At 33.0% G+C, this 18,004-nt stretch carries 16 protein-coding genes; 1 reads left to right on the top strand and 15 read right to left on the bottom strand.

The window, feature by feature from the left end; genetic code table 11:
* The 14 genes from KORDIASMS9_RS14355 to KORDIASMS9_RS14290 all read right to left on the bottom strand — a co-directional run bounded on the left by KORDIASMS9_RS14355 (position 1) and on the right by KORDIASMS9_RS14290 (position 14,822).
* Positions 1–3,297 (bottom strand): non-ribosomal peptide synthetase, encoded by a 3,297-nt coding sequence (locus KORDIASMS9_RS14355; protein ID WP_114903503.1) that lies wholly within the window; start codon positions 3,295–3,297, stop codon positions 1–3.
* A gap of 549 nt (positions 3,298–3,846) precedes the next feature.
* Positions 3,847–4,764: an endonuclease/exonuclease/phosphatase family protein gene (locus KORDIASMS9_RS14350; protein WP_162819970.1), complete on the bottom strand. Its 918-nt coding sequence runs from the start codon at positions 4,762–4,764 to the stop codon at positions 3,847–3,849.
* Complete coding sequence (locus KORDIASMS9_RS14345; protein ID WP_114903501.1) at positions 4,761–5,276, bottom strand: hypothetical protein; 516 nt, start codon at positions 5,274–5,276, stop codon at positions 4,761–4,763. The genes KORDIASMS9_RS14350 and KORDIASMS9_RS14345 overlap by 4 nt, the downstream gene beginning before the upstream one ends.
* Positions 5,266–6,642, bottom strand: a complete 1,377-nt coding sequence (locus KORDIASMS9_RS14340; RefSeq protein WP_114903500.1) for a glycosyltransferase family 2 protein — start codon at positions 6,640–6,642, stop codon at positions 5,266–5,268. The genes KORDIASMS9_RS14345 and KORDIASMS9_RS14340 overlap by 11 nt, the downstream gene beginning before the upstream one ends.
* Before the next feature lie 6 nt (positions 6,643–6,648).
* Positions 6,649–8,241, bottom strand: coding sequence for an ABC transporter ATP-binding protein (locus KORDIASMS9_RS14335; protein ID WP_114903499.1), 1,593 nt, complete (start codon positions 8,239–8,241; stop codon positions 6,649–6,651).
* A complete protein-coding gene (locus tag KORDIASMS9_RS14330) occupies positions 8,238–9,308 on the bottom strand; it encodes a nucleotidyltransferase family protein (protein WP_114903498.1) in 1,071 nt (356 codons plus the stop codon). Before KORDIASMS9_RS14330 ends, KORDIASMS9_RS14335 begins: the two co-directional genes overlap by 4 nt.
* Positions 9,292–9,729, bottom strand: coding sequence for a S24/S26 family peptidase (locus tag KORDIASMS9_RS14325; protein WP_162819969.1), 438 nt, complete (start codon positions 9,727–9,729; stop codon positions 9,292–9,294). Before KORDIASMS9_RS14325 ends, KORDIASMS9_RS14330 begins: the two co-directional genes overlap by 17 nt.
* A gap of 1 nt (position 9,730) precedes the next feature.
* The gene (locus KORDIASMS9_RS14320; protein ID WP_114903496.1) at positions 9,731–9,994 is read right to left on the bottom strand and encodes a PqqD family protein; all 264 of its coding nucleotides are present in this window, start codon (positions 9,992–9,994) and stop codon (positions 9,731–9,733) included.
* 78 nt (positions 9,995–10,072) lie between these two features.
* Positions 10,073–10,867 carry a hypothetical protein gene (locus tag KORDIASMS9_RS14315; RefSeq protein WP_114903495.1) on the bottom strand — a complete coding sequence of 265 codons (795 nt, stop codon included), beginning with the start codon at positions 10,865–10,867 and terminating at the stop codon, positions 10,073–10,075.
* Positions 10,864–11,724 (bottom strand): hypothetical protein, encoded by an 861-nt coding sequence (locus tag KORDIASMS9_RS14310; protein ID WP_114903494.1) that lies wholly within the window; start codon positions 11,722–11,724, stop codon positions 10,864–10,866. The genes KORDIASMS9_RS14315 and KORDIASMS9_RS14310 overlap by 4 nt, the downstream gene beginning before the upstream one ends.
* 181 nt (positions 11,725–11,905) lie before the next feature.
* Positions 11,906–12,775 carry a matrixin family metalloprotease gene (locus KORDIASMS9_RS14305; RefSeq protein WP_114903493.1) on the bottom strand — a complete coding sequence of 290 codons (870 nt, stop codon included), beginning with the start codon at positions 12,773–12,775 and terminating at the stop codon, positions 11,906–11,908.
* Positions 12,775–13,527: a hypothetical protein gene (locus KORDIASMS9_RS14300; protein ID WP_114903492.1), complete on the bottom strand. Its 753-nt coding sequence runs from the start codon at positions 13,525–13,527 to the stop codon at positions 12,775–12,777. The genes KORDIASMS9_RS14305 and KORDIASMS9_RS14300 overlap by 1 nt, the downstream gene beginning before the upstream one ends.
* A 9-nt stretch (positions 13,528–13,536) precedes the next feature.
* Positions 13,537–14,427 carry a T9SS type A sorting domain-containing protein gene (locus tag KORDIASMS9_RS14295; RefSeq protein WP_114903491.1) on the bottom strand — a complete coding sequence of 297 codons (891 nt, stop codon included), beginning with the start codon at positions 14,425–14,427 and terminating at the stop codon, positions 13,537–13,539.
* A 20-nt stretch (positions 14,428–14,447) separates the two neighbouring features.
* Positions 14,448–14,822, bottom strand: a complete 375-nt coding sequence (locus KORDIASMS9_RS14290) for a hypothetical protein (protein ID WP_114903490.1) — start codon at positions 14,820–14,822, stop codon at positions 14,448–14,450.
* A gap of 289 nt (positions 14,823–15,111) precedes the next feature.
* Between KORDIASMS9_RS14290 and KORDIASMS9_RS14285 the strand changes: the two genes are divergently transcribed.
* The gene (locus KORDIASMS9_RS14285) at positions 15,112–16,728 is read left to right on the top strand and encodes a C25 family cysteine peptidase (protein WP_162819968.1); all 1,617 of its coding nucleotides are present in this window, start codon (positions 15,112–15,114) and stop codon (positions 16,726–16,728) included.
* A 1-nt stretch (position 16,729) separates the two neighbouring features.
* Here the strand turns inward: KORDIASMS9_RS14285 and KORDIASMS9_RS14280 are convergent, their stop codons facing one another.
* Complete coding sequence (locus tag KORDIASMS9_RS14280) at positions 16,730–17,818, bottom strand: SDR family oxidoreductase (protein WP_114903488.1); 1,089 nt, start codon at positions 17,816–17,818, stop codon at positions 16,730–16,732.
* Between the last annotated feature and the right edge of the window lie 186 nt (positions 17,819–18,004).

Genomic DNA, 18,004 nt, shown 5'->3' with positions numbered 1-18,004 from the left:
TTATAGTGTGATTTTTTTAGTATTCTCGTTGTGATTGTAATTTTTTTGCCAAGCTATGTTTTCAATTTCGATAGCAATGAAATCGATAAAGGGTTTTTCGAACATTTTCATGAGATTCAATTCCACATTAAACTCTTTGTGAATTAACCCTAAGAGTTGCATGGCTTGCAGACTGTTTCCGCCCAATTCGAAAAAATTGTCTTTTACTCCAATTTCTTCTACGTTTAGCAACTCTTGCCAATATGTAACTAGTTTTTTTTCTACTTCGCTTTCAGGAGCTTTGTAGGTTATGGAAGGTGTTTGTTGTAGCTCTAATTCCTGCAAACGTTTTCTATCTAGTTTTCCACTTGCATTTAATGGCAATTCCGATACTCTCATAAAGTGTGAAGGAATCATGTATGCTGGTAATTTTTGCGCGGTGTAGTCTCGCAATTCAGCAACATTCAATGGTTCTTTTTGTACTATATAAGCAATAATTTTTAATGTTCCTTGCAATGATGTGGTGATCACAGCAACTTCTTTTATGTGAGCATGCTTGCGTAACACCTGTTCTATTTCGCCAAGTTCTATACGATATCCACTTATTTTTACCTGCGCATCTATTCTTCCCATAAATTCTACAGTTCCATTTGTATTCCATCTTCCTAAATCACCTGTTCGGTACAGTTTTTTAGTAGGATTAAACGGATTGGGAATAAAATTCTCCGAAGTACGCTTGGTCAAGTTTAGATACCCATTTCCAACACATGCTCCAGATATACAAATTTCACCCGTAACACCTATTGGCTGTATCTGTTGATCAGCATCTAAAATGTAGATTTCATCATTTTTTAACGGTTTTCCAATGGATACGATTTCAGATTCGCTCAGCTTGCAATAGCTACTCCAAATGGTGGTTTCTGTTGGACCGTACACATTTACTATTGGAATCCCAATAGCTTCTCTTTTTTCAAAAATATGATTTGGAAACGCTTCGCCACCAACAATGAGTAATTGCAAAGAAGGCAACGACTTTTGTAAGAGTGCTTCTTCCAGTAATAATAATCTTGATGGTGTTATTTGCAATACTTCCACTTCTTTTGCTTGCAATTCGGATATGAAATGTTGTGGATTTGAAAGTGATGGCGTGTCAAACATAATGGCTTGTTTGCCACTACACAACGTACCAAATATTTCTAATACTGAAATATCAAATACCAAATTTGTAGAGAGTGCTACTTTTTGTAAGTGCGCATAGCCTAGCTGTGTGGTTAGTTCATCTAAGGTTGCCACTACGTTTTTATGAGTAATCATAACTCCTTTTGGGATTCCTGTAGAGCCTGATGTGTATATGATATAAGCCAAGTCTTCTGGCTTAGTTTGTATTGTGAAAGCATCACTAGCATAGTTTTTCTCTTGAAATTCTTTGCGTACTTCTTCATTAATCACAATATTACAGTTGGCATCCGCAATGATCAAGTTAGTACGAGCTTTCGGATGATGCACATCTAAAGGTACATACGAAGCTCCTACTTTGTAGATTCCCAACAATACTATTAGTGTCCAATGCGTGCGATCCAATTGTACGCCAACAAGGTTATTTTGTTGTATGTTTTTTGATTGTAAAAAGTGTGCAAATTGATTGGCTTTTTCATCCAGTTGTTGATACGTTAAGCTGGTATCTTTATATACAAGAGCCGTTGCATCGGGAGTTTTTTGTACTTGTTTTTCAAATAAAGAAATAATAGTCTCTGATGATTGAAACGTACTTTTCGCAGGATTAAAGTCGTATAAAATTTGATTTGTTTCACTTTCAGACACATAGTTAATATCCTTTAGTTCTTGTGAAGGATCTGCCAACATTTCACCTAAAATATGCTCTAAATGCAGCAGCATACGTTGCACCTGAGACGCTTCATAAATATCTGTATTATAGGTGAGTTGTAATTGAAGATTCCCAACGTTTAAAAAATCGAATGTATAATCGAGTTGACTCGTTTTTTTGCCTGAAATATGATATGAATTTACGGTAATGTCATCTATTTGTTGAAACGGTTGTGCTAATAATTCTTCCTGATTGTGTAGCGTTACCATTACATCAAATAATGGAGAGCGAGATACGTCGCGGGCAAGTGGAAGTTCGGATACCAATTCATCAAAAGGATATATTTGATGCGTGTAGGCTTCCAGTAATTTATTTTTTTGAATCGCTAATAATTCACGAATGGTATGTGTTTTTTCAAATGTAAGTCGAACTGCTAAGGTATTTAAATACAATCCAATTTGCGATTCTAACACAGAACGATCTCTGTTTGCCATCGGTGTTCCTACTGTAATATCGGTTGAATTGGTGTATTTGTAACATACTATATTGACACTTGTCATTAATACCATGAATAGCGAAACTTCTTCACTAACAGCCAGTTTTTCTAGTCCTTTCGTCAGTGTTGACGAGAAATTATGTGTTAGTGTTTCGCCGTTATAGGTCTTTACACTTGGTCTTGTCACAAAACTAGGCATGTCAAGTTTTGGCAATTCGCCCGTAAATGTTGTTTTCCAATATTCGGCAGCTTTTTTATAAGCATCAGTAACACGTTGTTTTTCACTCCAAACTGCGTAATCTTTGTATTGAATAGGCAATGCTGGCAAATTGACAGATTGCTTATTTTTTAGCTGTGCATATATTTGGAATACTTCATTGATGAAAAGCTCTACAGACCAGCCATCGCTTATAATATGATGTATGATGAGAGAAACGATGTAACGTTCTTTAGATAATTGAAATACGTTTACTTTCCACAAAGGCGCTTCCGATAGCGAAAAAGAATAGGTGTAAAAGTTTGAAATTAACTGCGCTACATTGGCTTCGTCAGTTTGAGTGATTTTTAGCGAAAACGCTGTCTCATCTTCTGCTCCAATATATTGTCGTATTTCTTGGTCCGCTTCCGTTTTAAAATATGTACGCAAACTTTCATGACGCAACCTCATTTGTTGAAAAGCGTTTTCTAATACTTGAACTTCTAAAGCTCCAACAATTTCAAAAGACCTCGGAATGGTATACGCTGCACTATTTCCTTGCATTTTATGTAAAATCCACATTCGTTTTTGAGCTGAAGTCAATGGATATGAACGTTGATTTTTTGCTATAGGAATGCTCATTTCTGCACCAGAAAGTAAGGTAATTAAATCACTTTTATGTGCTTTAATTTCGGACACAATATCAGGAGTTATGACGCCCCTTGGCGCTTTAATTTTTAAATCTCCTTGTTCAACTTGAAGCTGAATCCCCAAATCATTAAGCTTTACAAATAATTCCATTTTTATAATTAGTTTATCTCTGAGTTTATATCAAAAATTCTTCAAAATCACCTTTTACAACTTTTCCGCTAGTCATCATCATACGCTGTGACAAGGTTTGTATGTATTATTTACAAAAGGTTTTTGATTTTTTTATGCAACTCTTAGAAAGTTATGCTATACGGGGGGAACCAAATATACATAAATTAAGGTAAAACTATTTGCAAATATTCCGTTACTTATGCTATTATTTATGAACGTAAAAAACTAGTAAAATGTATATACGTTTTTATTTTAATATGATTTTTTATCAAAATTAGATACGTATACCAATTCTACTATAAGATGCAACAAATAAACTCGTTCATTCAGCATTCTATTTCCTTGCGACTATTTTCCGTAGCTACGGCTATGCAAAACATTCACAGCGTTCTATACTGCCAAAGCAACTTCGTATCCAAAACACCATTTTAAATGTAAATTGGTATAATTTTGATACTACGCAAACTGATTCATAATTGATCGCACCTATTTTAGGAGTAAAGCTGGGGTTTTTAGGTCAAATTCACATTAATTCACTATTTGTATTTCTAAGATATACATAAAGTGATCTGAGATATTTCTGTAGATTTCAGGAACCAAAAAAGCGGTTTCAATCGTAAAATCATTTTTAGAAGTATAGATATAATCTAATGTGGCTCCTGTTATGAAAGTTCCTGTATTTAGAATTGAGGATTGTTGAGAAGTCGGAATCGCTTCTAAAGAGTTTGAGAAATCAGTAGTTAATGCTGATAGAAACGAATTGTTCTCGGTGTATGGAATGTTAAAGTCTGCGCCAATGATGACAGGTGGTGTTTCATTTTTTGTGACTGCGATGAGTTCGTTGAATTGTATTATTTTTTCATCCGAAGTGCTTCCAGATTCAAAATGTGTGCTTACAACTATGATTTCTTGTTGATCACTCAGTTTAATTGTAGTTTTAAGTGCGTGATTTTGATTGTAATAGTCAATGTATCGAATCGGATGATTTTCAGTGGAAACAATTTCATATTTTGAAAGTACCGCATTTCCAATAAATCCGCGTAAGAATAGATTGTTTCCTGTTTGTAGCGCTCTTCCCATTCCGTACGCATAATTCATTTGTACTCTATCTGCTATGTATTGCAGTTGATTTTCAACGATGGAAGTATCATATTTATAGCCTACTTCTTGAAGCGTAATGATGTCTAAGTTCATATCGTTGATGAGCGTTACTATTTTATCCAGGTGTTCATGATCGCCGCCCAAATCACCAGAAAAAGGATCGCATTGTTGACAAAAACCCAATTTCATATTGAACGTCGCAGCTCTTAAATTTCCATTGTATGTGGGCGAAGTTACTATGTTTTGTGAAAATACAATTGCTTCTCCATCTTTTTCTAGAATGGCAAAATCTTCACAAGATGTGATACAGAGTATGATGGATAGTAATGCCCAAAACTTTTTCATAGCTTGTACGTTATTCCTAATGAAATGATTCCTGCAAATCCCCATGTATTGGCAGGATCGTTTGTATTGAAATTGAAACTTCTATTTTCTAACAGCATTCCGAGTCCTACAGTACTTTTTAAAGCTAGTTTTTCATGGAAAAAATAGGTAAATCCATATCCTAAAGTTCCTTGAATGAAGTTGGTTTTTACTTCTGAAAAGTTTAAGGATACTTTTGTATTGAAGTAATTGAGGCTTGCTGTAAACAGAAAGTTAAATGCTTTTGTGTTGACTCCATTTGGAAAATACAGGACATCTGCTTGCCATCCTAACGCAGTTTCGTTATTGATGTAGTCTTGTCCTAGTAAGATTCCAGATTGAATTTTGATTTTGTTGAAATTCATACCAACAGCCGCATAACTAAAGATTCCTTTCGTTGTTGAAATTCCTTCAAGATTGACATCCCATTTGACATCTTGAGAGAATCCAACTAATGAACTAAATAGCGCTATATAGAGAATTTTAAACTTCATTTGATAGTGGTTTTCTATGATAAGCTTTCTTATAAGATAGTTTTATGTTGATTAATTTTTCATTGATGAGCACCCACGTTTGAATTACCGTAAATGTCCAATAGTAAATGATCATGATTGGAATTAGTGGCAGCAGCCAAAGTTTTCCGGTTCGTAAAATGTATGAGCAACAGAAAAAAACAACGGTTAGACTAAATGAGATGATAAAAACATAAGGTAAAACGGATTCGTATCTAAATTCATTGATGAGCATGAGCGGCCCTAAAAAGTTGAATGAAAACGCGTATGCTAGATTTAACATAAAAAATAGCGCGGCAATTTTTCGAGAAAGGGTTAAGTTTTCCGTTTTGTATAAGCCTTTTAAGTTTTTAAAACAAGACAGCACATGGTTGGCAAGCCACCTTTTTCGTTGTTTGTACCATTCACTGATCGTTTCCGTTACTTGTTCTTTGGAAAACACGGTGTCTTCATAGTGTACATCATAACCTGACAAGCCTACTCTGTATGCAAAATCGAAATCTTCCCCAGGTAAAGCTGGGTCAAACCCTTGAATGTCTTTAAATATTTTTTTTCGAAAGACGCCTGCTCTTCCTTCAAACATCCCAAAACCTAGTTTACTTACAGGAATGTATATGGTATGTTGCATGGAATAGATGTCTAATGCGGTTAATCGTGTGACGATGTTTTTATCTTTGTTGTAAAAAATATTGCGTGCCTGCACAATTCCTAAGTTCGGATTTTTGAATTTGGGCACTATTCGTTGTAAGAATCCTTTTTCGATAACAGAATCCGCATCCAAAATACAAATGAGTTCGCCTTTTAATCTATCGATGTTTTCATTAATTGCGGCAGGTTTTCCTTTTAGTTGTGTACTGCTTGCATTTTGAGACCTGTCAATTACTTGAATTTGATCTTTGTATTTCAGCAACAGTTCCAAAGTGTTATCCTTAGAAAAATCGTCAATAAAGGTGATGTCATAGTGGTCTTTGGGATAGTCGAGTTGTAAAAGATTATGTATGGTATCCTCGACTACATTTTCTTCATTATGAACTGCGACTACGATCGACACAAATTTCAACTCCTCATCACGGATTTTTTTGTCAGAAAGCGTATTTGTTTTTTTTCTAGTGATTGACACAATCATAAAGATGAAAACGTACACTACAAATAAAATTTGTGGAATGAGGAAGATACTCCAACATATATAAAACGCAAGTTCGTTATAAAAACTCAGCGTGTACATTCCTAATATTCCTAAAAATATAGCAAGTGGTACTATTTTTTTTTGCTTGATAGCTTGTAGTAGCAAATGCAAAGCATACCCCAATATAACGGCCGTGAATACGATACCAAAAAATAGTTTCATAGGTTGTCAAATTTTGATCACTTCATCGAACAATTCAGGGGCAATTTGATGGTGTGAGGTTATAATTGTGATTTTATTTTTTCTTTTTGAGATTATTTTTTCAAGCAATTTTTCATAGACTTTTAGGGGAAGATTGTTTGTGATTTCATCTAAAATGAGAATGTCAGGATTTTTTAGCAATCCTCTGAGAATACTGATAATTTGTTTTTCTCCTCCAGAGAGATTTTTACCATTTTCTCCAACATTTTTGTCCAAATCGAAGTCAAATGTTTCTTTTAATTTGTACTGTTTTATAATTTCAGTCAATTCTTGTTTGGTAATTGAGTCATGAATCATCAAGTTTTCTGCAATCGTATTGTCGTATAAAAAAGGAGTTTGCGACACTAAACCTAACGCGTTTTCACGGTTTTGCACTTTAATTGTAATGTTTCCTTCATCTGGAGAAGTAATTCCGAGAATGATATTTGCCAGTGTTGATTTTCCCGAACCATTTTTACCAGATACTAAATACACACCTTTGACAAAGCGAAAGTTTGCATTGTTAAAAATAGATTGATCCTCATAACCAAAAGAAATATTTTCTAGCGTAAGCGATGGCGTTTCTGTAGTTTCAATAATTTTTCGCGTGCCTTTTAAAGTTGTTGCCTCCATTTTTTCAAGTACTTGCTCAACCCTACTGATAGAAGGCAACACAATATGAAGCGACATGAGATAGGCATTGATACTTTTGAGTGGCCACAGTAAAAATAGGACAAACCCTAGCGTGGTTACGATTGTTGGAATTTCCATGTTTTGCCATAATAAAATAACCACTATAGATATCATAAATAGAAGAATTAACACTTCTAAAAACACATCTGTCAGTCCTTGATAAATGGCACTCAAGCGTATTTGTTTTTTGATTCTTACGGCAATTTTAGACACTACTTTGATCACTTTATGTAGCAGATTGAAAATAATGATATCATTTTTTCCTTGGAGTATTTCGAGAAAAAAACTGGAAAGATTTGCATTTTCGGCTTGTCGCTCATGGTTGATAAACTCTACTTTATTACTTATTTTGGTATGAAATAGATATAACAGTACAGAGAAAAATAAAAGGTCAAAAAATAATAATGGAGAAATTAAAAAGATATTGATGAGCAGTAATATAAAGAAGATGATGTCTTTAAAAAAATAAATGGTTCCAAAGATCAATTTTCCTTGTACCATTCCTGTTTCACTGAATACTCTTTGGTGAAAATCGCCTGTTTTTATAAATTCTGTGTGAATGTTCGTTGCGTGAATATAGTTCTCAATCAATAAGGATTTTAACCTTAGTGAAATAGCGCCTGAAAAGTAATTGGTATAGAAAGAAACAAAATATTGAATGATCAATTTTACGATATAAATTGAAATGATGAGCAGTATGAGTGTTTTTTCTAACTGATCTTTCATGTACAAATCTGTCAATGTTCCAAATAAATGAGGAATATAGATATTGATAATCGTAATGATCAATATAAAAAATAGCAACGCAATTACTTGATTTTTGAAATCGCCTATACTCTCTTTGAGTAATTTTAAAAAACGTTTATGAGAGCGTATTTTTTGTATCATACGATCTTTAATGTTTTTCCTAATGATCGAAAGAAGCAGTAGGTTTTGAAACTAATTTGTGCTTTTACAAAGGTAATTTTATCAGAATAATCATTTAGTAATAATTCTTTTAAAACCTCATTGGAAATACCGATGTTTTGATAAAAATTTTCTTTGTGAAACTCTTTGTGAAACGAGTCTGTGACTGCTGAATTTACATCATGTGTTGTCACGAAGGTTTGTATCCAATCTTTGAGTTTCTGATCAAAAACACAGAGTTTTTCAACAATTAAAAGCGTGTAAATCACGATTTCTACACAATGATGTTTTTTTGCTATTGCCAAAAGTTTGTCTGTACGCATCGTTAAAAGATGGCGTTCTAAAAAACTTTTTAACTCATACACCAACAGAAAGCCATATCCTTCATGATGCAATAAGAAATGAATGCACAGATGCACAAACTCCATTTCTATATTGAAGGTATAATACTGTACGTTCTGATGTGTTACTTCTTCAGATTCTTTGAATAATTCGACAGCGCTCAAGTTAAAAATAGTGTCAAATGCTTTGAAGGCAATTAGTTTTTTGTGCAAATCAACGCACATGCTATTTTCGTTCAGCATACATTGTTGTCCATAAGCAATGTACTGTGGTTTTTGGAAAAAATTGAATTCTTTTTCTAGCACAGAAATGGCTTCTTTAAAATCGTTTTCGAGCACTAAGATATCAACGTCACAACTTCTTTTGTAGAGGTTTGCTCCTATCAACTCTCTTAACTGCCATCCTTTTAAGAGAAGAATTGGGAAGTGAGACGTATCTACAAATGTGAAAAATTGTTTTTTGTAAAACTCATCTCTGCCTGTTTCCAGTAAAAATTCTTGTTTTAGTGGTTGTATGAGTTCAGAATCAAGATCGTTTAAAAATTGATGTTTTTTTAAAGCTTGGTAAAAAAAAAGATCTAGGTTTATGGTTTTCAAATGTGCAATAAATGCCCGTTGATATGCTTTTTCCTTTTGTTTGAATTCTTCAAAGAACGCAGGGAAAGAATTTTCTAAATATTGTTGTTTAAATTTAATAATCCCTTCCATAACTTAGTTTTAAAATGAAAATGAAAATTGGGTACGTCATCTGTTTAAGGAAGTAAATAATACTATTTACAGGAATTATTTTTTTGATGAAAGCATATACTTTCATTTCCGCTTTGGAATATTTGTAAAAAACAGTATTGTAGTGATTGATGTCGATGTGTTTCCCGTTTTTTATGACATAATCTAATTTCCCTAATATCTTAAAATTTTTTCCAGCAAGAGCTTTTTCTGGAAATACGTTATTGTCTCCTTTTGTGACAAGATCTTCTTCGTGGATAACTCGGTGCGTAAGGATTCTATTATACATATTTTGTACCGTAATAATGTCACCTTTTTGAACAGAGGTAACTTCAGAAATAGCGATACTATCTCCGTTTTTCAACAAAGGCCACATGCTATTTCCTTTTACCGTAAGTATCAAATTAGCTAATTATTTGGTTATTTTTCATTTCTTTTATGAACGCTTTCACATCATCTACCACAGCATCTTTTGAAATGTCATATTCTTTCATAAGTGCATTTACAAGACTTGTTTCATCACTTTGTTCATGTGTTTTCAAAAAGTTAATAAGAAAAGCACCTGTTTCATTCACAGTAGTAATCATTCCTCCTGTTGGTGTCACAATAACAGCTTCATTATCAATATTTTGAACTAATACATCTTCTGCTAGTTTTAATGGTTTCATTGGTTATGATTTAGTTTTTAATCTCAACGTGTAAATTCACCTATAATTTAATCATTTTTATTGTTTTATAAGAGAATTTCAGCAAGTCATTTCATAATTTTTGATACATTCAACAATGGCTTCTTTTTGAGAATTTTTAGCAATTTGAAGTTCTGCCACCGTGGTATTTTGCATAAGATCTTGAAGTATCTCTGCATATTTTTCTACTTGCTTTTTTTGATAGTCACTAAACCAAAGATTGGATAGTAATACATTGAAAGCATTGCTCTTTTTTAGTGAGTTTATTTTTACTACATCACTTTGCACCAACCTAAATACCACTTTTATATTTACCAAAACAGCGGGTTTGCGTTGCTTGTTGCGCTCAAAAGGTGTTTTTTGTAATAGATAGCCGTTGTTGGTTTTCTCCATCACCATCATATCATCAGAAAAAACAGTAAAATCAGTTAGTTTTCTACTAATGGTACTTTTACCAATTCCCGATGGTCCAAAAAATATGTATGCATTGTCCTGATCGTCTATCAAAGAGGCAGAATGAAATATGAGTTTATTTTTTTGAATGCATAATTCAGAGAAAATAAACAACAAGAATTCTTCCGCATATTGATATGCGTTTTTTAAGGATGGTATGAGTAAAATTGCGTGTTTTTCAAATTGTTTGAACGCGTATCCTTGAAATTTAAAACCTTCTTCTTCACCTGTAACGGAAACAGTCATTTTTTCCTGTTTTATGACAATGGAATAATCTGAATGTGCCGATTCATTAGTGCTGAAATGCCTGTAAAACTCTTGAAATCTGCCAATAACACCATTTATTTCAGATTCAATATGTATATAAATATCTGCGATGTGTAGTGTAATATGTTGTGTCATACTAATTTGAGGAAGTCATTAGTTTTGGTAAAATATAACTCTTTGATTTTTAAATGTGGTACAATTTCAGTACAATATTTCATCACATTCGCATTATACTGCATGGTATTTTTGTTTCCAAAATGGTCAAATGCCCAAAGTCCAAAAAGTAGATGTGTGAGTTGCTTGTTCTTTTCAATGTCACGAATAAACGTTTCATCGTGTTGAAAAAGTCTATAAAATCCTTTTATCTTACCTGTAAATGTATTCTTTTTATAAGGTATTTTGAAAGGAATCGTTTCTAATTCAAAAAGACCGTCTCCAAGATGTGAAATCAAAATATTGTCATCATGAATGATGGGATATCCTGATAATCCTGCAATGGTAGATTTTCCGGCTCCAGATTGCCCAGAGAACAAAATAATTTCATTATCCTTTACAACAGCACTTGCATGTATCAATAACGCATTGAATTTTAGCGAGATGCTAGAAATAAATATTTTGAAAAAGTTTTCAAATTCCCAAAATTCAAATTTGCTAGGCAGTGCAATATCTACGATGGGTTCCTGTTTTCCATATCTGTAATAAAAATAGGTATCAAAGAACTGTATAAAATCATAGGTATAGGATTCGTTTTCTGAAACATCAATCACTACACTTTTGGTATGATTATGAAAATTGAACACATAATCGGCTGGTTTATCAACGATAAACTCTTGATACGTTTGTTTGATGTAATTCCCTAAAGATGTTTGATTGGTATGTATTCCAAATACTACATCTTTTACTTGAATTGTAAACGAATACTTAAAAGTATTGGGAGCGTCGTTAAAAAGGGTAGATATTTTTTTCTTTCGTTCTTTAAAAAATGACAGCATGCGTTGGTTTAAAATTAAAGAAGGTCAACATATGATGACCTTCTTTATTTTGTTTTAAAGTTTTATAATTGTATTAACTTGGCCCACCACCAGAGCTTCCAGCTCTTGTTTCCATTGGCTGTTGGTATATTATTTTAGGAGCCGTATATGTTTTTTTATTTTCTTCCATTACATTATGTTTTTAAAATTTGAACATTCTTTTATCAAGTTGAGCTTCTCCTACTACTTCTACATAATAGGTATCTTTAGTGTCGTCTACTTGAAATGTATACTCTGCTTGATTGCTTCTAAATTTAATCATTTCTGAATTAACTGATATCAAACTTCCGTCACATTCTTTTTTGTAGACATTGAAACCAAGTAAATCGTTGTTATCTGTTTCAACAGACCATTTTAATGTTTTGAAAAGATCATCAGCGACAATATCCGTTGAAAATTCTAAATTTCCACTTCCACCTTCTTGTCCTGTACAAATGTTGTTATAGATACAATTGTATCCACGTATTTCATCTTGACCAATATTTTTCACTTGGTTTACACCTAAACTTGCTCCCATAAGACGAGAAGCGGTTCCTGTATGATCAAGACCAACTCCATGACCAAATTCGTGTCTTAAAACGGTAGCTCTGTCATGTCCACCACCAGTTGCTCCATTTGAAAAGGTACCTGAAAAGTTACTATTGATTCTAAGGTCAAACTCCGTATGAATACTTCCACTTATTGATTGTCTTAATACGGAAGCTAATACGCCAGTATTGGAAGAAAATCCTTGAAATACTACAATGTTACCGTCTTGTGTGAACGTAGATTGCGTTCCACCTGTTAAGCCACCATGTACCATGGTAGGTGCATTATTGACATGTGCTGATGGAGACATTTGATTTATGGTTGTAGGTAATAACGGAATAAAGGCAGCAGGAACTGTGCTATTGTGACGAATTACATAATTTGCGGTTCTGTCCTGTAAGGTTGTTGATAGTAAAACGAAGGAACTAAAAGTAACAAATATTACTATCAAAGATGCATATATTTTAATTTTCTTTGCTTTCATTATTTAAATTTTTTAGTGTGAAACGTTTCTCTTTTGTTAATACTTTGAACTTGACCAATGTTAGAAAACACTTCATCTTTATTTCCTATATAGTGCTTGTGTGAATCAAAGAAAGTTTCTTGCTTTAACGTAAATTTACCATTGATCGTAAAGTCATTACTCGTAGCATTCAACGTTTTGTCAAAAAATCCTTTTTCTCTTGCTGCTTCAGCAGCAGCTACGTCTACTCTATTCAACATTAATAGCACTTTTTCTCCTAAATATATGCTTGGTTCTGTTGAACTTTGCACATAAGAGTCTTCTCCTATCAACCCTGATTCTGTTTTCACATAAATATATTCATCCGAAATGCCACCTTTTAAAGATGACTCAACTTTTATTTTATACGTTGTGTGGAAAAAATCTTGTTTGTCTTGGCTATACGTGCGTTCTACAACAACACCTTGTACTACATAATTACTTAGTAGTGTGTATTCTTTGTATGTAAACTCTCCAGCTTTGTTTCCCAACTCAACTAAGTCAACTCCAACTGATTTGAATTCATCAACTTTATTGATATCAATTTTAAGTTTGTAGAAATACTCAGGCTGTACTGCCATCCCGAGTGCTTTTACTTTTGCAGCATACTCTGCTTTGTGCTTAGCGAGCTGCTTTCCTGTTAATTTGCTTTGTTCTTTAGATACTTGAGAAAAAGATTCTGTAGAAAACAAAATCACTAAAGAACACAAAAATAATTGTACAACTTTTTTCATGTGGCTTAATTATTTTACGATTAATTTATTAGACATTTCACGACCCGTAGTGGTATTTATTTTCAAGATATAAATTCCTTTAGACAGGCTTTGGATATCTAAAATTTCATTTGCTTGAATATGAGCGGTTCCTTCTTCAAGATTTTTTTGAGCAGAAGTAATCATTCTACCTTTAATATCATAAAGGACAAATTGGGATTTCCCTGAGATACTGTTCAAGAAAGAAATTGTAGACGTATTACTTAAAGGATTTGGATAGATCGTAAACTGTTCTTTGGTAAGGTTTAATAAATCTTTCTTTAATAAATCTCTTAATTTTCTAATTGCTTCCTTGGACTGCAATCCTTGATTTGCTTGTTTGCCTCCTAAGTGCATTGCTTCATCACCTATTCCCATGTGAATACCACCTCCATAAGAATCGTCATAAATTTCTAATACGGAGTAATTCACTTGACTCGCTAAATCAATGTATTCACGAAGGGCACTTAATGAATGTTGCAAATCAGGAGATGCAACAGGCATTGTTGTATTGATAACATTCAGTGCTTGTGAATGTTGTTGATTAGAAAATATAAAGTTGGGCGGTAAAAGTGATGGATTTTCTCGAACTTGTTCAAATGTGAGGTTGTTCTCAGTCATGTAGTCACTTTGCGTAACAATGACACTCTCAAAGTCACTCATAAGACTGTTGTGATCATTCACTACAGAAGGGTTGTACGCAACATTTGTGTAATAATTTTCTAATGAGTTGATTTCATCATCGTGATCAACAATCATAACGCCAAAAGAAGGATCTTCGGGAGCTGTTGTTAAATATTCTCCAGTCACAATCGTATATGTTGTGAACGCAGAAAACGATATGAACAACAAAACTCCAATTAAAAAGTGTTTTTGTTTCATGGTTTGTTTGGTTTTTTAAATTAATCGTTTCGTAAGTTTATGTTCAATCTTGAAAATTGATCATTAGAATCATTTGCAGAAATTTCATAGGAGTAGTTCCCAGAAGTTATCAAATTTTCTTCTATGTAATCAATTGGTTGAAAAATAAATATGTCATCATCTATTTGTAGTTCCACATAAGCAAATCGGTAAGCGAAATCAAATGTTTTGTACACAGATGTTTGTCCAGCATCTAAATCCCCATAATTTTGTTCACCACCAGAAGTATTTACTACAATATTTTTGTAGTCAAATTCACTTGCGTTGATTACCCTTATTTGTAAGACATTGGACGTGTCGTCATCACTACAACTAAAACAAAAGAATAATAAAAATAAATAGTAACTATTTTTCATGCCATGTTTCATAAGCGATTACATCAAATGTAAGATTTTTATTTTGTTAAATAAAGTGATTTTAATAATTTCCTTATATTTATCACAAAATTTTATGAGAAGTTATATTAAATATCTTTTTTTTTTACTTTCAACCTGCATATTTGCGAATTCAAGTTCTTATTATTTTAGTACAGAAACTGAAGGAATATATAAGTTTAAAATTCCGAAAAGTATAAAAGACAAACCTCTTTATGTCTCTTTTGGGAATACTTATTATCAACTTTTTGTTGAAGATAATTACGGATATATGTACTGCCCAAGCAAAGGGTTTTACCAAATAGCAGATCATTTTAACGAAGCTAATACCGTTTTTTCTATTCCCAAAGTTTTAAAAATTGAAGAACGAAATCACTATAAATATTCACTGCCCAATAGCTTTGATAGCTCTCACTGGTTTTTAGCTATTATTTCTGAAGACAATCCCTTCCGAAAGAAACTATTTAAAGGAATTCCCGTAAAAAACACAAAAGAGTATGTGAAACTGAAGCTGTACAACTTTAAAAAATCAGATGCGCCTATTCTTGTCAAAATCAATGGAAAACAATATCGTTACAGTGTTCCGTATGGCGAGTTTACTGTTTCAGTTCCAGTAATTAGTACCGAAAAGTATGTGGATATAGAAGTTTCCTCATTTTTCTATGAAGTTGGTATTGAACATATTGAAATGAAATTGTTTGAGGATAAACGCTTATTATTGAGTAATGATTTTGAAAAGTATGTGTTCCGTAGTTTCAACACCATACAAAAGATGGAAGATGCGTATGCGTATGCGACCTTTGATGGTGCTACTTTCAAAAAAGTTGAACATGATGAGAAAATCAAGAATTTAATTTTTCAAAAAGCATCCACTATTCAAGAAGTTGCGCTATATCCATCTACAATTCCTAGCAATACATATCATGATTTTTTGGTGGTGTATAATGCGCGCCATTTTGATGCAAATGACCTCGCATTGCTCACAAAACTTCTTAAACGAATTGATCCCAATTTGTCATACGTATTTGTAGATTCACAAGAAATTTACAACGCTTATTCACACAGTAGTCCTTCTGCAAAAGCGATAAAAAAACACATTCATAAAGTACTGCCTAAGCATGTTCTTTTTTTAGGAGACGCCAGTGAAAAAGAAGATGAAGGCGATTTAATTCCTACACATTATTACATCCAAGATAAGGACTTTACCAGAGTAGAAACAGATTATCCGTATTCGTATTTGAATGATCCGTCTAGCCCAAAAATTTCTGTTGGACGACTTCCCTTTAAAACATCTTCAGAATTGAATGCATACATCCAAAAAGTAACTACTTTTTTAGATAAAAAGAAAAAATCAGCGTATGCCATATATGATGATATTTCTATCATTACTTCCAAACTGGATGTTTTTTATACTTCGTACGAAAAACAAAATTCAGTCAAAAAATATCTAGGAATGCATACCATTCCTTCTTACATCAATGACAAAAATCCTTCCGTTTTTCAGTTTGTAGGTCATGCTTCGTATACGGGTTGGAGTAAAAATAAGAAAGTAGCTATTGATGATATGGAAAGTCTAACTTCTGGAAATATGTTCGTACTCATCGACTTATCTTGTTGGACTGGTACATTTGCGTATCACAAAAGAGATTGCTTTGCAGAAAACCTCCTCAAAATGGACAATAAAGGAGCTATTGTATCCATTTCCGCATCTGGATATACACATATTGATAACTACAACTCCATAACAGAATATTTCGTTTCTAAAAGAGGAAAACCCATCGGTAATGTTTTAAAGCAATTGAAGAAAGAACTTTTCAAACAAAATAAAATATCTTTGGATGATTTGCATGCCTATAATTTAATTGGAATCCCAACATTGACCTATTGAATTACCAACGCTTATTTCTAAACTTTTTTTCCTTTGCATACGAGATTGTATCTTCCAAGTAATCCACCAAATTATAACTTGGCATCGGCACTATAGATTCCAATACTTCGGTATCATATTCATACGGGGCTGATACTAAATAAGGATTTAAATGCATTCCTAATGAGTTATAGTAAAACTGTTCCACTCTGTTCTTATCCCGCAATTGTCCTTGTATATCGACTGAGTTGACAAAGGTAAAATTAGAAGCGCCTGCGGTTTCTATAATTCTAGTCATTCCAGGAATAAGACCTGTACATTTTGAATGTGTAATGTTGAGTTGTGCAATATTTTTATGAATGGCTTCCGAAATTACGTGTGCAACATAATCTACAGGAATGATATTCAATCCGGTGTTAAAGTTTGCAACAATTCTGACAATATCACCGTTTAGCGGGCTCTTGTAAAAGAATTTCCCAAGAAGGTAATACACCATGAACTTAGATATAAAATACTTTGGTTCTTCACTGATATTTCCACCTAATACACTTGGTCGTAAAATTTGGATGGAAACATTGCTTTGCTGCTCATTTTCAAGAAGATATTTTTCACATTGATGCTTTGATTCTTCGTAAAAATTACGATACTTTGGCGTGATGCCATTGTGAAAATCATTGCCTATAAAGCCACCTACGTCACCTATTGAAAAGGCTGTGCTTATATAAATAAACTTCGTGAGATACGGAGAAAATGTTTGGAATATTTTTTTTGTAAACGCTAAATTCTCTTCAAATATTTTTGCCTTTTCTCGAATGTCAATAGATAAATTGACATATCCCGCAGCATGAATAAAATAGTTAATCGCTGTTTTAGTAAGATAAGAAGGTGTGAAAAAATCGGATGAATTAAAAATCTTAATTTTTGACCGCATTTCATCATTTGAGTCATTTTGAAAAATATCATGAAAAATATTCTGTATGCGATCCTGCGGTGTTTTTCCATTTTTTTCTCGAACCAAAAGAAAACAATTTTTCACTTTTTCCTGTTTTAATAACTGTATTAAAATTTGAGAGCCAAGGGTTCCTGTAACTCCTGTGAGAATAATATTCATTTACTGATATTTTTTTGTAAAATTTAATTTACAATAAATAAATCAAATACGAATGCACAACTGTGAATATTCTTTATTTTGCGGCTGTATTCTCAAAACTTTTTTTAACCATTTTACTAAATACCACGAAAGAAGCTTCTAACGTATACTTTTGAATATGAGTTGTTTGAAAAACCAAAGGAGTTC

Source organism: Kordia sp. SMS9 (genome assembly GCF_003352465.1).
Taxonomy (GTDB): Bacteria; Bacteroidota; Bacteroidia; order Flavobacteriales; family Flavobacteriaceae; genus Kordia.
This window is presented reverse-complemented; position numbering and strand designations above follow the sequence as displayed.

What these genes read in the sequence shown, in the direction of transcription:
- KORDIASMS9_RS14290 (WP_114903490.1), bottom strand. Translation starts at nt 14,822, where the DNA reads ATGAAAAATAGTTACTATTTATTTTTATTATTCTTTTGTTTTAGTTGT.
- KORDIASMS9_RS14295 (WP_114903491.1), bottom strand. Translation starts at nt 14,427, where the DNA reads ATGAAACAAAAACACTTTTTAATTGGAGTTTTGTTGTTCATATCGTTT.
- KORDIASMS9_RS14310 (WP_114903494.1), bottom strand. Translation starts at nt 11,724, where the DNA reads ATGCTGTCATTTTTTAAAGAACGAAAGAAAAAAATATCTACCCTTTTT.
- KORDIASMS9_RS14350 (WP_162819970.1), bottom strand. Translation starts at nt 4,764, where the DNA reads ATGAAAAAGTTTTGGGCATTACTATCCATCATACTCTGTATCACATCT.
- KORDIASMS9_RS14305 (WP_114903493.1), bottom strand. Translation starts at nt 12,775, where the DNA reads ATGAAAGCAAAGAAAATTAAAATATATGCATCTTTGATAGTAATATTT.
- KORDIASMS9_RS14320 (WP_114903496.1), bottom strand. Translation starts at nt 9,994, where the DNA reads ATGAAACCATTAAAACTAGCAGAAGATGTATTAGTTCAAAATATTGAT.
- KORDIASMS9_RS14280 (WP_114903488.1), bottom strand. Translation starts at nt 17,818, where the DNA reads ATGAATATTATTCTCACAGGAGTTACAGGAACCCTTGGCTCTCAAATT.
- KORDIASMS9_RS14345 (WP_114903501.1), bottom strand. Translation starts at nt 5,276, where the DNA reads ATGAAGTTTAAAATTCTCTATATAGCGCTATTTAGTTCATTAGTTGGA.
- KORDIASMS9_RS14285 (WP_162819968.1), top strand. Translation starts at nt 15,112, where the DNA reads ATGTACTGCCCAAGCAAAGGGTTTTACCAAATAGCAGATCATTTTAAC.
- KORDIASMS9_RS14355 (WP_114903503.1), bottom strand. Translation starts at nt 3,297, where the DNA reads ATGGAATTATTTGTAAAGCTTAATGATTTGGGGATTCAGCTTCAAGTT.
- KORDIASMS9_RS14340 (WP_114903500.1), bottom strand. Translation starts at nt 6,642, where the DNA reads ATGAAACTATTTTTTGGTATCGTATTCACGGCCGTTATATTGGGGTAT.
- KORDIASMS9_RS14315 (WP_114903495.1), bottom strand. Translation starts at nt 10,867, where the DNA reads ATGACACAACATATTACACTACACATCGCAGATATTTATATACATATT.
- KORDIASMS9_RS14335 (WP_114903499.1), bottom strand. Translation starts at nt 8,241, where the DNA reads ATGATACAAAAAATACGCTCTCATAAACGTTTTTTAAAATTACTCAAA.
- KORDIASMS9_RS14300 (WP_114903492.1), bottom strand. Translation starts at nt 13,527, where the DNA reads ATGAAAAAAGTTGTACAATTATTTTTGTGTTCTTTAGTGATTTTGTTT.
- KORDIASMS9_RS14330 (WP_114903498.1), bottom strand. Translation starts at nt 9,308, where the DNA reads ATGGAAGGGATTATTAAATTTAAACAACAATATTTAGAAAATTCTTTC.